The organism is Nevskia sp. (assembly GCF_051860985.1).
Classification (GTDB): Bacteria; Pseudomonadota; Gammaproteobacteria; order Nevskiales; family Nevskiaceae; genus Nevskia.
Map to the genome: position 1 here is coordinate 34,188 of NZ_JBIMKV010000009.1, position 13,494 is coordinate 47,681.

The window sequence follows — 13,494 nt, forward strand, 5'->3', positions numbered from 1 at the left end:
GCACGTGCGAGGAGAGACCATGACAACTACAACGAACCAGGCCGGCGACGGCGTCGAAGCGTCGGACGGGGTCACCGTCGCGCCGGACATCCTGCGCATCCTGAACAGTGCGGCCTTCGCCGAACTGCGCGCCCGCCGGCGGCGCTTCTCGGCCATCCTGACCGTGCTGATGCTGGCCATCTACTACGGCTTCATCCTGGCCATCGCCTTTGCACCGCACTGGCTGGCGGTGCCGATCGACGGCGTGATCACGGTCGGCATCCCGCTGGGCCTCGGCGTGATCCTGTCGGCGATCGTGCTGACCGGCATCTACGTGCGCCGCGCCAACAGCGAATTCGATGCGCTGACCGCGCAGGCGATCCAGGGAGCGCGCCCATGAGCCGCGCGATCACCCGGACGATGGCGGTGGCCGCGCTGCTGAGCCCGCTGGCCGCCGTGGCCGCCGCGCTGGAAGGCCAGGCCGAGAAGCAGAGCCTGAACCTGACCGCGATCCTGATGTTCCTGGCCTTCGTCGCCGCCACGCTCGGCATCACCTACTGGGCGGCCCGGCGCACCCAGTCACGGGCCGATTTCTACACCGCCGGCGGCGGCATCACCGGCTTCCAGAACGGCCTGGCGATTGCCGGCGACTACATGAGCGCGGCCAGCTTCCTCGGCATTTCCGCGCTGGTGTTCGGCTCCGGCTTCGACGGGCTGATCTACTCGATCGGCTTCCTGGTCGGCTGGCCGGTGATCATGTTCCTGATCGCCGAGCGACTGCGGAATCTCGGCAAGTTCACCTTCGCCGACGTCGCCAGCTACCGGCTCGATCAGCTGGCGATCCGCAAGCTGGCCGCCGCCGGCACCCTGATCACCGTGGCCTTCTACCTGATCGCCCAGATGGTCGGCGCCGGGCAGCTGATCAAGCTGCTGTTCGGCCTCGACTACAACATTGCCGTGGTGCTGGTCGGCGTGCTGATGATCGTCTACGTCACCTTCGGCGGCATGCTGGCGACCACCTGGGTGCAGATCATCAAGGCGATGCTGCTGCTCGGCGGCGCCAGCTTCATGGCCTTCATGGTGATGCGCCACGTCGGCTTCTCGGTGGAGACGCTGTTCGAGCAGGCCACCGCCGCCCACAAGGACGGGCTGGCGATCATGGCGCCCGGCAAGCTGGTCAAGGACCCGGTGTCGGCGATCTCGCTGGGGCTGGCGCTGATGTTCGGCACTGCCGGCCTGCCGCACATCCTGATGCGCTTCTTCACCGTGAAGAACGCCGTCGAGGCCCGCAAGAGCGTGTTCTATGCAACCGGCTTCATCGGCTACTTCTACATCCTGACCTTCATCATCGGCTTCGGCGCCATCGTGCTGGTCGGCACCAACACCTTTTATCTGGACGACAAAGGGCTGCGCGGCGGCAGCAACATGGCGGCCATCCACCTGGCCCACGCGGTCGGCGGCGATGTCTTCCTCGGCTTCATCTCGGCGGTGGCCTTCGCGACCATCCTCGCCGTGGTCGCCGGGCTGACGCTGTCCGGCGCCACGGCGGTGTCGAACGATCTCTACGCCCACGTGTTCAAGCGCGGCAAGGCCAACGAGCAGGACGAGATCCGGGTGTCGAAGGTCGCCACCGTCGCGCTCGGCATCCTCGCCATCGTGCTGGGCATCGCCTTCGAAAAGCAGAACGTCGCCTTCATGGTCGGGCTGGCCTTCGCGATCGCCGCCAGCGCCAACTTCCCGATCCTGCTGCTGTCGATGGTCTGGCGCGGCCTGACCACCCGGGGCGCGCTGCTCGGCGGCAGCCTGGGCCTGCTGTCGGCCGTGAGCCTGACGGTGCTGGGCCCGGCCGTCTGGGTGAAGGTGCTCGGCCACGACAGCCCGGTGTTCCCGTACGACGCACCGGCGATCTTCTCGATGAGCCTCGCCTTCCTCGGCTGCTGGCTCGGGTCGGTCACCGACCGAAGTGCGAGGGCCAGGATCGAGAAAGGCCGATACACCGAACAACTGGTCCGCGCCGAAACCGGCTACGGCGCGACCGGCGCAGCCAGCCACTGAAACCGAAATGCCCGCCCACCGGCGGGCCTTTCGCGTTCCGGGCGCTTGCCTGCAAGAACCGGGCGCGATGTTTGCTTTAGCGCCGCACCGCCATCACGGGTGTGCCGTCACTGGCACACTCCGGCCGGAGGAGACACCCCCGCTCAAGGGGCCATGACTACGAGGATGAAAAACAATGAGCAGTGACAACTTCCAGTCGGTCCTGACCGAAAACCGCGTGTTCCCGCCGTCGGACGCGTTCGTCGCCAAGGCCCGGGTCAATGCCGACCAGCTGAGCGCCCTGCGCGCCGAGGCGGCAGCGGATTTCCGCGCTTTCTGGGGCAAGTTCGCCCGCGAGGAACTGAGCTGGGAAACGCCGTTCCAGACCGTGCTCGACGACTCCAACGCGCCGAACTACCGCTGGTTCCACGACGGCACCCTCAATGCCTCGTACAACTGCCTCGACCGCCATCTGGCGACGCGCGGCGACAAGGTCGCCATCCGCTACGAGGGCGAAAAAGGTGACACGCGTAATTACACGTATCGGGAACTGCACACCGAAGTCTGCAAGCTCGCCAACGCGCTGAAGGGCCTGGGCCTGGTCAAGGGCGACCGCGTGGTGCTGTATCTGCCGCATTCCGCCGAAGCCGTGATCGCGATGCAGGCCTGCGCACGCCTGGGCATCACCCACTCGGTGGTGTTCGGCGGCTTCTCCGCCACCGCGCTGCGCGACCGCATCGAGGACACCGGTGCCCGCGTTGTCATCACCGCCGACGGCAACCAGCGTGGCGGCAACTTCATCGAGCTGAAGAAGGGCGTCGACGATGCGCTGGCGCTCGGCTGCCCGCTGGTCGAGAAGGTGGTGGTGGCCAAGCGCACCACGCAGACGGTGCCGATGGCCGCCGGCCGCGACCTCTGGTGGCACGAGCTGACCGCGGCCGTGCCGGCCACCTGCGAGCCGGTGTTCGTCGATGCCGAGCACCCGCTGTTCCTGCTCTACACCTCCGGCTCCACCGGCAAGCCGAAAGGCATCCAGCACTGCACCGGCGGCTACCTGCTGGGCGCGATGAAGTCGGCGCAGTGGGTGTTCGATCTGAAGGAAGACGACCTGTTCTGGTGTACGGCGGACGTCGGCTGGATCACCGGCCACAGCTACGTGACCTACGGCCCGCTGGCCAATGGCGCCACGGTGATGATCTACGAAGGCGTGCCGACGATCCCCGACGCCGGCCGCTTCTGGAAGATCTGCCAGGACCACGGCGTGACCATCTTCTACACCGCGCCGACCGCGATCCGCGCGCTGATGAAGTCCGGCGAGGAGATTCCGAACAAGTACGACCTGTCGAAGCTGCGGCTGCTCGGCTCGGTCGGCGAGCCGATCAATCCGGAAGCCTGGATGTGGTATCACCGGGTGATCGGCAAGGAGAAGCTTCCGATCGTCGATACCTGGTGGCAGACCGAAACCGGCAGCATCATGATGAGCCCGATCCCCGGCGCCACGGCGACCAAGCCGGGCTCCTGCACGCAGCCGCTGCCGGGTCTGTTCGCTGATGTCGTCGACGAGCTGGGCGATCCGGTCAGCGGCAAGACCGCCGGTGGCTACCTGGTGATCACCAAGCCTTGGCCGTCGATGCTGCGCACCATCTGGGGCGACAACGAGCGCTACAAGAAGGCCTACTTCGGCCAGTTCCCGGCCCGTCCGGACGGCTCGCTGCTGTACGTGGCCGGCGACTCCACGCATCGCGACGAGGACGGCTACTACTGGATCCTCGGCCGGGTCGACGACGTGCTGAACGTCTCCGGCCACCGCCTCGGCACGATGGAAGTGGAGTCCGCCCTGGTCAGCCATCCGCGCGTGGCGGAAGCCGCCGTCGTCGGCCGTCCGCACGAGATCAAGGGCGAAGCGGTCTGCGCCTTCGTGATCTGCAAGGGCGCACGCCCGACCGGCGACGAGGCCGCCGCGCTGATCAAGGAACTGCGCGAGCACGTGTCCAAGGAAATCGGCCCGATCGCCAAGCCGGATGACATCCGCCTGGCCGACGGCCTGCCCAAGACCCGCAGCGGCAAGATCATGCGCCGGCTGCTGCGCTCGATCGCCAAGGGCGAGGAGATCACGCAGGACATCTCCACGCTGGAGAATCCGGCGATCGTCGAGCAGCTGGCCGGCAAGGCCTGACGCGCGACTGCTGCGCGGATCGCTTCATGAAAACGGCGCCCTCGGGCGCCGTTTTCTTTTGCCGCTGTCAGATCGTCTTCAGGTGCGCGGACGGCGACCCATCGCGGCAGCGACGGCACGCCTGACGGACCGCCGCAGGGTCATCAACGCTGGGGCGCTTCCGACTTCTTGTCGAGAATGCGCGTCAGGTTGACTTCAATCCAATCGGCCAACGCGCAGACTTTCTCGGCCACTTCATGGCCAAGCTCGGTCAGGCTGTATTCGACGTGCGGCGGCACGACATTGAATGCGACACGGTTGATCAAGCCGTCGCCTTCCAGCCATTGCAGGGTCTGCGTCAGCATCCGCTCGCTCACGCCGCCGATGGAACGGCGCAGTTCGCTGAATCGATGCGTCCTGCTCTGCAGAACGATCAGCACAAGCACGCCCCAGCGACTGGTGACGTGCTTCAGGATTTCCTGGGACGGGCATTCGCTTGCCAGGACATTGCCTCGTTGCGCCGACAGCACGGTTCCGCGTCGGGACTGCTTCTTCGCCAGATAGCGCGAGTGCGTTGCGGTGTCTGCCGATGGCGCGGGGATACTTACTTTCATGTGTGTACTTCCGAAAAGTGGGTGCCCAACGTAGATTCGCCAGCATATCGGGTGCCGTCGCGAATGCCGATCCCTCCATCATCCACACGCTGCCAATTTGATCATGATCGCCAACACGCGACGCCTCGGCCGTACGCTCTCCATGGCAATGCCGCTCCTCGCTGCAGTGGCCTCGCTGCCCGCAGCAGCGGGCGGCGGCTACTTCATCCTGGGATACGGACCCATGGCAGGCCAATCCGCCGGCACTGCAACCGCCATCGGCTTCGACGGTTTTGCCGGTGCCAGCAACCCCGCCAAACTGGCGATGGCGGACGATCGTCTGGATGTGGACGTGCTGCTGTTCAATCCGTACCGCCGCATTTCGCGTTCCGGCGCAATTGACCCGGACTACGACTTCACCACTACCAGCAAGAATGGCCTCTTCATCCTGCCAGAAGCCGGCTACGCCCATCGCATCAACGATCACCTCAGCTGGGGCGTATCGCTCTACGGCAACGGCGGCCTGAACACCGAGTATCCCGGCGACACCGGCGTTCCCGGCAGCAACCGGAATCCGGCCGCATGCGGGGATCGCCCCGGCAACTTCTTTGGCGGCTGCGGCAAGCTGGGCTTCGACCTGTCGCAGATCATCCTTGCGCCGACGCTGGCCTGGACCTTCAGGCCCAATTACAGCGTCGGGATTGCACCGCTGCTGGCATTGCAGCGTTTCAAGGCCTACGGCCTGCAGGCCTTCCAAGGCATCTCGGCGAGCCCCGAGCAGGTGACCAACAATGGCTACGCGTCGTCGTTCGGAGCGGGCGTCCGTGTTGGCCTGTTCGGCCGCGTCACGCCATGGCTCGATCTGGGTGCCGCCTATTCGACGAAGGTCTATTTCCAGAACCTGGACGAGTATCGCGGCTTGATCGCCGGCCAGGGCTCATTCGACATCCCGGCCAATTTCAGCCTAGGTTTCGGGGCCAGGCCCGTCACTGGCGTCACCATCGGCGGCGATGTCCAGCACATCCTGTTCAACAAGATTCCGGCGCTCGCGAATGGTGTCGCCAACTCGGTGATCAATCCACCGAACGATGCCTTCGGTTCCCCCAACGGCTCGGGTTTCCACTGGCGCGGCGTCACCACCTACAGGCTGGCGGTGGAATGGGCGGCGACGCAGCGGCTCACGTTGCGGATGGGCGGTGCTTACGGACGGCATCCGACCCGAGGAACCGATGCCAACTCCGTCAGCCTCAATCTGTTCGCGCCGAGCGCGCGGTGGCAAGCGACGCTGGGCGGCACGTTTGCGATCTCTCAGAAAAGCGACGTACATCTCGCCTATGGCCGCTACCTGGACAGCAAGGTCAAAGGCCAATCGGCCACTGACGCGCTGGGGATCGGCGGCGAAGAATCGATCAATCCCCACGTCAACACGCTGCTGCTCGGGTACTCGCGGCATTTCGGAAAGTAGGCGCACGCTCGGCAGCGTTCCGGACTTCAGGGCCTGCCGAACGCCCGCAGCAAAAGGAGCTCGTCCCGGTTATCGGCCAGTTCGATCTTGTTGACCTGCATCCGCGATCGGATCGACCGGGCGCACCGCCGCCGCGCTGCGCCGGAATTCCCCGGCCGACACGCCATGCCGCTTCTGGAAAACCCGGCAGAAGCTCGACAGGTCGTTGAAACCCCAGCGGCTGGCGATCCGGGAAATCGGTAGCTGCGCCTGCGCCGGGTCCAGCAGGTCGCGCTGGCAGCGCTCCAGGCGCCGCTCCATGACCATCTTCGAGAACGACAGGCCCTGGTCCTCGAAAAGCTTGTGCAGGTAGCGCGGCGAGATGCGGAAGCGCGCCGCAACGCTGTTCACGCCGAGCCCCGGATCGGCAATCCGCGCGGCGACATGGGCGGCGATGGCATCGCGCAGGCCCTGCTGGACCGCTGCCCGGCCACGGTCGGCGGTGTCGACCGTGGCCCCGAGCGCGATCGACAGCAGGTTGCCCAGCGTGTCGATCATGGTCTGCTGGGCCGTCAGCGGGATGGCTTCCGAGCACTGCATCAGCGAGCGCATGTAGGTGCCGGCGACCGAGCCCAGCGCGCCGTCATCGTGCAGGCGCACGGCGGTGGCTTCGCGCGGCGCCTGCAGGCGCGGCATCAGCAGCTGCCGGGGCAGGCGGATGCACAGGATCCGCCAGTCCTCGAATGCCAGCTCGTAGCTGCGGGTGGTATCGACGATGTAGAAATCGCCCGGCTGCACCAGCGCTTCGCGGCCGTCCTGGCGCACCACGCAGCGGCCTTCGAGCTGCAGGTTGGCGAAGAAGTACTCGCTGGGATTGCGGCGGATCTCGCGCGCCCGGCGGAACACGGTCTGCGCCCGCGAGCGGACCTCGGAGACGGTCACATCGAGCAGGTCCTTGCTGGCCACGCGGCTTTCGAAGCGGCCGACGGCATCGGCCACCGGGTCCAGCGCAGTGAACGCTTCGCACAGCACTTCGCGCCAGTAGGGGTACTGCTCGGCCGGCGGCCGGTCCTCGGTGGTCCAGGTGCGCATCGGTGCCGCCTCCTGCTCGGTCGCTCGGTCCTGCTCAGGATCATACGTCCGCGATGCCGCACGATCCCTGCCAGGGGCGCGCCCGCAGGCCGTGCGCGAACCGTCAATTCGGCGATCGGAATCGGTCAATCCGGGGCTCGCCGCCGCGCGTAAGCTCGAATCACCCCGCGCCACCACGATCAAGGAACGCCCACGATGGCCATCGACTTCTCCCTAAGCGACGAACAGAAAGCCCTGCAGGCCGGCGCGCGCCAGTTCGCCGCCACCGTGCTGAGCCAGGTCAAGCCGACCATCACGCCGATTGCCCGGCCGGAAGACCGCTTCTTCGCGACCCAGCCGTTCTACGCGCAGATGGCCGCCGCCGGCTTCATCCACGCGCTGTTCCCGAAGGCCTACGGCGGCGGCGGCATGTCGACCGTCGACTTCGCGCTGGCCTCGGAGGAACTCTGTGCCGTCGACATCAATGTGCCGACCACGCTGCTCGGCACCGGCCTCGGCATGGAGCCGATCCTCGGCTTCGGCACCGAAGAGCAGAAGCGTCGCTGGATCGGCGAGATCCTCGCCGCCCCTGGCGAACGGCTGGCGGCGCTGGCTTTCACCGAAGTCACCGGCGGCTCCAACTACGACTGCCCGGACCCGAGTGCCGGCGTGCAGACCTTCGCCCGCCGCGACGGCGACGAATGGGTCATCACCGGTCAGAAGCACTACACCACCAACGGCTGCGGCTGGGACGGCCGCGGCGCGCACCTGCTGAGCGTGGTCTGCCGCACCGATCCGTCGCTGCCGCCGGCCGAATCGCTGGCGGTGATCGTGGTGCCGGGCGCAACGCCGGGGGTCGAGGTGGTCGGCTATCTCGACACCGCCGGCCATCGCGCGGTGGTGTCGCCGCGCATCCACTTCAACGAGGTGCGGGTGCCGATCGGCAACATCATCGGCAAGCCCGGCGACGGCGCGAAGATCTGCCAGCACGCGTTCAGCTGGACCGCCGCGCTGATCGGCGCCGCCTGCACCGGCGTGATGCGCGCCGCCTTCGACGTGGCGCTGAGCTTCGCCAAGACCGACAAGCGCTCCGGCACCGTGCCGGTCATCGAGCACCAGAACGCCGGCTACATGCTGGCGGATCTCAAGATGCGCATCGAAGCCGCGCGCTACCTGACCTGGAAGGCCTGCCACCAGCTGGACGTGACCGACCGCGCCAGCGACGAGCTGGCGATCATGACCAAGGTCTACGCCTCCGAACTCTGCGTGCAGGTGGTCTACGACGCGATGCGGCTGGTCGGCGTCGACAGCTACACCGAACTGACGCCGCTGGCCGGCCTGATGCAGGACGCGCTGTGCTTCCCGCTGTACGACGGCGGCAACATGGGCGTGCGCCGCCGCCAGCTGCATCGCAAGTTCAAGACCGACGGCTACGACCCGATGGCGTCGGCGGAGGGGCGTTGAAACGCCGCTGATCGGCCCGGTGCTGGCCGCTGGCTTCGAAGCAGGCGTATCCTTACTTTTCCAATCTTTGTAAGGACGACGTCATGAGCGAAGCCACCATGACCAGCAAAGGCCAGATCACCATTCCAGCGGAGATTCGCGCCGCGCTTGGCCTGGACACCGGCGAGCGCGTGGTGTTCACGCAACTCGATGACGGCACCACGGTCATGCGTGCCAAGACCCGGTCGATCAACGAATTGCAGGGCTTGCTGAAGCCGACGGACAACAAGCGGCGCAAGCCGGTGCCGATCGACGATCTGAATCTCGGCTGATCCGCGTCACGCCGCCATGGCCGGCCTCGACACCAACGTCCTCGTGCGCTGGCTGGTTGACAACGACGTGGAGCAGTCGGCGCTGGCAGCCAAGCGCTTCCGGATGGCAGCGCGCCAGCAGCAGCCGCTGTTCGTGCCAGCGACGGTCGCTCTGGAACTGGAATGGGTGCTGCGCTCGCGCTATCGCTTCGCCAAGGCCGACATCCAGCGGGCGTTCAACGCCATGCTCGAAACCCGCGAACTGCTGTTCCAGTCCGAAGACGCGATCGAGCGGGCGCTACACGCGTGGCGCAACGGCAACGCCGATTTTGCCGACTGCCTGCATGCCGGCCTGTGCAGGGCCGCCGGCCATGCGCCGTTGATGAGCTTCGATATCCGCGCCACGCGGACAACGGATATCGAACCGCTGGAATGAGCCACACCGGACGGACGCCGTTCGGGGAACGGCGCCGCCGCGCCGGAACGCAGCCCAGACCGAGCGCGGCCTCCGCCTCAGCGCTTCTTCAACGCATCCGCCAGCGCACTGCCCAGCGAGCCCAGCTGCGGCGCGGCCTGGCGCTGCGGCGGGCGCTGGGTGCTGCGGCGGTCCGGCGCGCGTTCGCTGCCCCGGGCCCCGGACACCGGCGCAGCGCTGCCGTCGTCCTTCTTCATCGACAGCTGGATGCGCTGCCGCTTCACGTCGACATCGACGACGCGCACCTTGACGATCTGGCCAGCCTTGACCACTTCGTGCGGGTCCTTGACGAAGCGGTCGGACAGCTGGGAGACGTGCACGAGGCCATCCTGATGGACGCCGATGTCGACGAAGGCGCCGAACGCGGCGACGTTGGTGACCGTGCCTTCCAGCACCATGCCGGGCTTCAGATCCGCGACCTCGTTGATGCCGTCGGCGAAGGTCGCGGTCTTGAACTCCGGGCGCGGATCTCGGCCCGGCTTTTCGAGTTCGGTGACGATGTCGCGCACCGTCGGCAGGCCGAAGCGCTCGTCGATGAACTGCTTCGGGTCGAGCTTCTTCAAGGTGGCGGCATCGCCCATCAGGCTGCGCAGGTCGCGGCCGCAAGCGGAGACGATGCGGCGCGCCACCTCATAGGCTTCCGGATGCACGGACGAGGCATCCAGCGGCTCCTCGCCATCGCGAATCCGCAGAAAGCCGGCGCACTGCTCGAAGGTCTTGGGCCCGAGGCGCGGCACGTCCAGCAGCGCCTTGCGCGACTTGAACGCGCCGTGCTGGTCGCGGTGGAAGACGATGCCTTCGGCCAGTGAACGGCTCAGGCCCGACACCCGCGCCAAGAGCGGCGCGGAAGCCATGTTCAGGTCGACACCAACGGCGTTCACGGCGTCCTCGACCACCGCATCGAGCTGCTTGGCGAGCCGGTACTGGTCGACATCGTGCTGGTACTGGCCGACACCGATGGACTTCGGGTCGATCTTCACCAGCTCCGCCAGCGGGTCCTGCAGGCGGCGGGCGATCGACACCGCGCCGCGCAGGGTCACGTCGAGATTGGGGAATTCGTTGGCCGCCAGTTCCGAGGCCGAATAGACCGAAGCGCCGGCTTCGCTGACGACGATCTTCTGCGGCTTCGGATCGGCGAGCAGCGGCAGCATCTCCGCTACCAGTTTTTCGGTCTCGCGGCTGCCGGTGCCGTTGCCGATGGCGATCAGCTCGACCTTGTGCAGCTTGCACAGCCGGGCGATCTCCGCCTGCGCGCCACGCACGTCGTTGCGCGGCTGGAACGGGTAGACGGTGGCGGTATCAAGCAGCTTGCCGGTGGCATCGACCACCGCAATCTTGCAGCCGGTGCGGATGCCGGGATCCAGCCCCAGGGTCACTCTCGGGCCGGCCGGTGCGGCCAGCAGCAGCGCCTTCAGATTGCGCGCAAACACCTCGATGGCCTCGGCCTCGGCGCGGCTGCGCAGTTCCATCATCAGGTCGACCGACAGGTTCATCGACAGCTTCACGCGCCAGGTCCAGCGGCAGACGTTCATCAGCCAGGCATCGGCTTCGCCCCCGTCCGGCTTGATGTTCTGCGTGGCCGCGATCATCCGCTCGACCGGCTTGTACGGCGCTGGATCGTCGGCATCGACCTCGATGTCGAGGCTCAGCATTTCCTCGTTGCGGCCGCGCATCATCGCCAGCACGCGGTGGCCGGCGACCTTGGCCAGCGGCTCGCGGTGGTCGAAGTAGTCACTGAACTTGGCACCGGCGTCTTCCTTGCCTTCGATGACCTTGGCGCGCAGCTCGCCGCGTTCGCGCAGGTAGGTGCGCAGTGAACCCAGCAGCGCGGCGTCTTCGGCAAAGCGTTCGGTGAGGATGTCGCGGGCGCCGTCGAGTGCGGCCTTGGCATCGGTCACTTCGCCCTGCACGAACGGCGCAGCGGCCACGCTCGGCACGACGCTGCGATCGTTGAGGATCAGGTCGGCCAGCGGCTCCAGGCCGCGCTCGCGGGCGATCTCGCCACGGGTGCGGCGCTTTGGCTTGTACGGCAGGTAAAGGTCTTCGACCTCGGCCTTGGTGGTGGCGGCGTTGATCTTCGCTTCCAGTTCGTCGGTCAGCTTGTCCTGGCTGCGGATCGAATCGAGCACCGCCGCGCGGCGGTCTTCCAGTTCGCGCAGGTAGCCGAGCCGCTCTTCCAGCGTGCGCAGCTGGGTGTCGTCCAGCCCGCCGGTGACTTCCTTGCGATAGCGCGAGATGAACGGCACCGTCGCGCCTTCGTCGAGCAGGTCCACCGCGGCGGCCACCTGACGCGGCTGGGCACCGATCTCGACGGCGATCAGGTTGAGGATGTCGCGACGGATGCGTTCGGCGGTGGCGGCAGCAGCAGAGGTCATGCGCAGGCGGGGACGGGAAACGGGCCGCGACCATAGCGCCATGCCCGCGCCGCGCCAAGATTGACATTGGCGCGGCATTGGCCTTGCTGTCAGGCCGCTGCGGCGGTCCTCGCTGCCGTAGCCGTGTCGCCGGACGCCGCCGACGCCGGCACGAACTGCAGCACACCGTCATCAACCGGCGCTTCGAGCAGGATCGGCTTGTCTCGCCGGTAGTCGTGCTCCACGCGCCACGGCCCGCTGCGGCCCTGGCGCGGCAGGGTGCTGGCGGCGCGCTTGACGTAGTTCGATTTCAGGCCGCCGAAGATGTTGTCGTCGGCGATCTCGCCAGGCGGCGCCACGGCCACGAAGCGGCTGCTGCCGCTGGCCTTCAGGTGATTGACCAGCCGGCAGATGTAGCGGGCGGCGATGTCGGCCTTCAGGGTCCACGGCGCATTGATGTAGCCGACGATCCAGGCGCAGTTCGGCAGGCCTTCGAGCAGCGTCGCCTTGTAGGTCAGCCGCTGGGCCGGGTCGACCGTCTGGCCATCGACTGCCACCGTGATGTTGCCGAACACGCGCACATCCAGCCCGGTGGCGGTGACGATGATGTCGGCGGGAATCTCGCGGCCGTCATCAAGCTTCAGCCCGCCTTCGGTGAAGCGCTCGATGCCAGCCGTGATCACTTCGGCGCGGCCGCGCTTGATCGCCTGAAACAGGTCGCCATCCGGCACCGCGCACAGGCGCTCGTCCCAGGGCTTGTAGCGCGGCGTCCAGTTGCGCATGTCGGCCTGTTCGCCGAGGGCCTTGCGGACGCTGCCGATGTACAGCTTCTTGGCCATTTCCGGGTAGCGCAGCGAACCGAAGTACATCAGCCGCAGCAGCGCCAGATTGCGCGCCCGGGTCAGCGCGAAGGCCCACTTCTTCGGCATCACCTTGGTCATCGCCTTGGCGATCTTGTCGGTGCCGGGAATCGAGAACACGTAGGTGGGCGAGCGCTGCACCATCGTCACCTTGGCGGCCGACTCGGCCATCGCCGGCACCACGGTCATCGCGGTGGCGCCGGAGCCGATCACCACCACTCGCTTGCCGGCGTAGTCGAGATTTTCCGGCCAGAACTGCGGGTGGATGCGCTGCCCCTTGAACGCGTCCTGGCCGGGGAAGTCCGGGTCGTGCCCACGGTCGTAGTTGTAGTAGCCGGTGCAGTTGACCAGCACCCGGCCCTGGATGCGCTCCTCGCGGCCGCTGGCCTCGTCGAGCACGGTCACCGTCCACAGGCTGCTGGCGGTCGAGAACTCGGCGCGCAGCACCTTGCGGTTGAAGCGGATATGCCGCTCCACGTCGTACTCGCGCGCGGTGTCGGTCAGGTAGCTGCGGATCGATGCGCCATCGGCCAGCACCTTGAAGGCATGCCAGGGCCGGAAGCTGTAGCCGAAGGAGAACATGTCGGAATCCGAGCGCACGCCGGGATACCGGAACAGATCCCAGGTTCCGCCGATGCGGCTGCGCCGGTCGATGATCGCGAAGCGGCTGCCCGGGCTGTCGCGCTGCAGGTGGCAGGCCATGCCGATGCCGGAAATACCGGCGCCGATGATCAGGACATCAAGCGGGGTACTCATTGCGGACTCCTCCGTAGCG

At 67.0% G+C, this 13,494-nt stretch carries 11 protein-coding genes; 7 read left to right on the top strand and 4 right to left on the bottom strand.

Features of this window, described 5'->3' with window-relative positions:
* Window positions 1–19: 19 nt before the first annotated feature.
* The 3 genes from ACTIGJ_RS10540 to acs all read left to right on the top strand — a co-directional run bounded on the left by ACTIGJ_RS10540 (window position 20) and on the right by acs (window position 4,189).
* Window positions 20–379: a DUF485 domain-containing protein gene (locus ACTIGJ_RS10540; protein WP_439640267.1), complete on the top strand. Its 360-nt coding sequence runs from the start codon at window positions 20–22 to the stop codon at window positions 377–379.
* A 20-nt stretch (window positions 380–399) separates the two neighbouring features.
* The gene (locus ACTIGJ_RS10545) at window positions 400–2,034 is read left to right on the top strand and encodes a cation acetate symporter (RefSeq protein WP_439640391.1); all 1,635 of its coding nucleotides are present in this window, start codon (window positions 400–402) and stop codon (window positions 2,032–2,034) included.
* 175 nt (window positions 2,035–2,209) lie between these two features.
* Complete coding sequence (gene acs, locus ACTIGJ_RS10550; protein WP_439640268.1) at window positions 2,210–4,189, top strand: acetate--CoA ligase; 1,980 nt, start codon at window positions 2,210–2,212, stop codon at window positions 4,187–4,189.
* A gap of 143 nt (window positions 4,190–4,332) precedes the next feature.
* Here the strand turns inward: acs and ACTIGJ_RS10555 are convergent, their stop codons facing one another.
* Complete coding sequence (locus tag ACTIGJ_RS10555) at window positions 4,333–4,782, bottom strand: winged helix-turn-helix transcriptional regulator (protein WP_439640269.1); 450 nt, start codon at window positions 4,780–4,782, stop codon at window positions 4,333–4,335.
* Window positions 4,783–4,885: 103 nt separating this feature from the next.
* Between ACTIGJ_RS10555 and ACTIGJ_RS10560 the strand changes: the two genes are divergently transcribed.
* Window positions 4,886–6,226 carry an OmpP1/FadL family transporter gene (locus tag ACTIGJ_RS10560; RefSeq protein ID WP_439640270.1) on the top strand — a complete coding sequence of 447 codons (1,341 nt, stop codon included), beginning with the start codon at window positions 4,886–4,888 and terminating at the stop codon, window positions 6,224–6,226.
* A 69-nt stretch (window positions 6,227–6,295) separates the two neighbouring features.
* Here the strand turns inward: ACTIGJ_RS10560 and ACTIGJ_RS10565 are convergent, their stop codons facing one another.
* Window positions 6,296–7,297, bottom strand: coding sequence for a helix-turn-helix domain-containing protein (locus ACTIGJ_RS10565; RefSeq protein ID WP_439640271.1), 1,002 nt, complete (start codon window positions 7,295–7,297; stop codon window positions 6,296–6,298).
* A gap of 195 nt (window positions 7,298–7,492) precedes the next feature.
* On the opposite strand from ACTIGJ_RS10565, the gene ACTIGJ_RS10570 reads away from it, so the two are divergent.
* The 3 genes from ACTIGJ_RS10570 to ACTIGJ_RS10580 all read left to right on the top strand — a co-directional run bounded on the left by ACTIGJ_RS10570 (window position 7,493) and on the right by ACTIGJ_RS10580 (window position 9,466).
* Window positions 7,493–8,740 carry an acyl-CoA dehydrogenase family protein gene (locus tag ACTIGJ_RS10570; RefSeq protein ID WP_439640272.1) on the top strand — a complete coding sequence of 416 codons (1,248 nt, stop codon included), beginning with the start codon at window positions 7,493–7,495 and terminating at the stop codon, window positions 8,738–8,740.
* Window positions 8,741–8,823: 83 nt separating this feature from the next.
* Window positions 8,824–9,051 (top strand): AbrB/MazE/SpoVT family DNA-binding domain-containing protein, encoded by a 228-nt coding sequence (locus ACTIGJ_RS10575; RefSeq protein WP_439640273.1) that lies wholly within the window; start codon window positions 8,824–8,826, stop codon window positions 9,049–9,051.
* Between the two features lie 16 nt (window positions 9,052–9,067).
* Entirely contained in the window at window positions 9,068–9,466 is a 399-nt protein-coding gene (locus tag ACTIGJ_RS10580) for a PIN domain-containing protein (protein ID WP_439640274.1), read from the top strand.
* Between the two features lie 77 nt (window positions 9,467–9,543).
* Here ACTIGJ_RS10580 and ACTIGJ_RS10585 read toward each other — a convergent pair whose 3' ends face one another.
* Both ACTIGJ_RS10585 and ACTIGJ_RS10590 read right to left on the bottom strand, forming a co-directional pair.
* Window positions 9,544–11,880 carry a Tex family protein gene (locus ACTIGJ_RS10585; RefSeq protein WP_439640275.1) on the bottom strand — a complete coding sequence of 779 codons (2,337 nt, stop codon included), beginning with the start codon at window positions 11,878–11,880 and terminating at the stop codon, window positions 9,544–9,546.
* Between the two features lie 89 nt (window positions 11,881–11,969).
* Complete coding sequence (locus tag ACTIGJ_RS10590; RefSeq protein WP_439640276.1) at window positions 11,970–13,475, bottom strand: flavin-containing monooxygenase; 1,506 nt, start codon at window positions 13,473–13,475, stop codon at window positions 11,970–11,972.
* Between the last annotated feature and the right edge of the window lie 19 nt (window positions 13,476–13,494).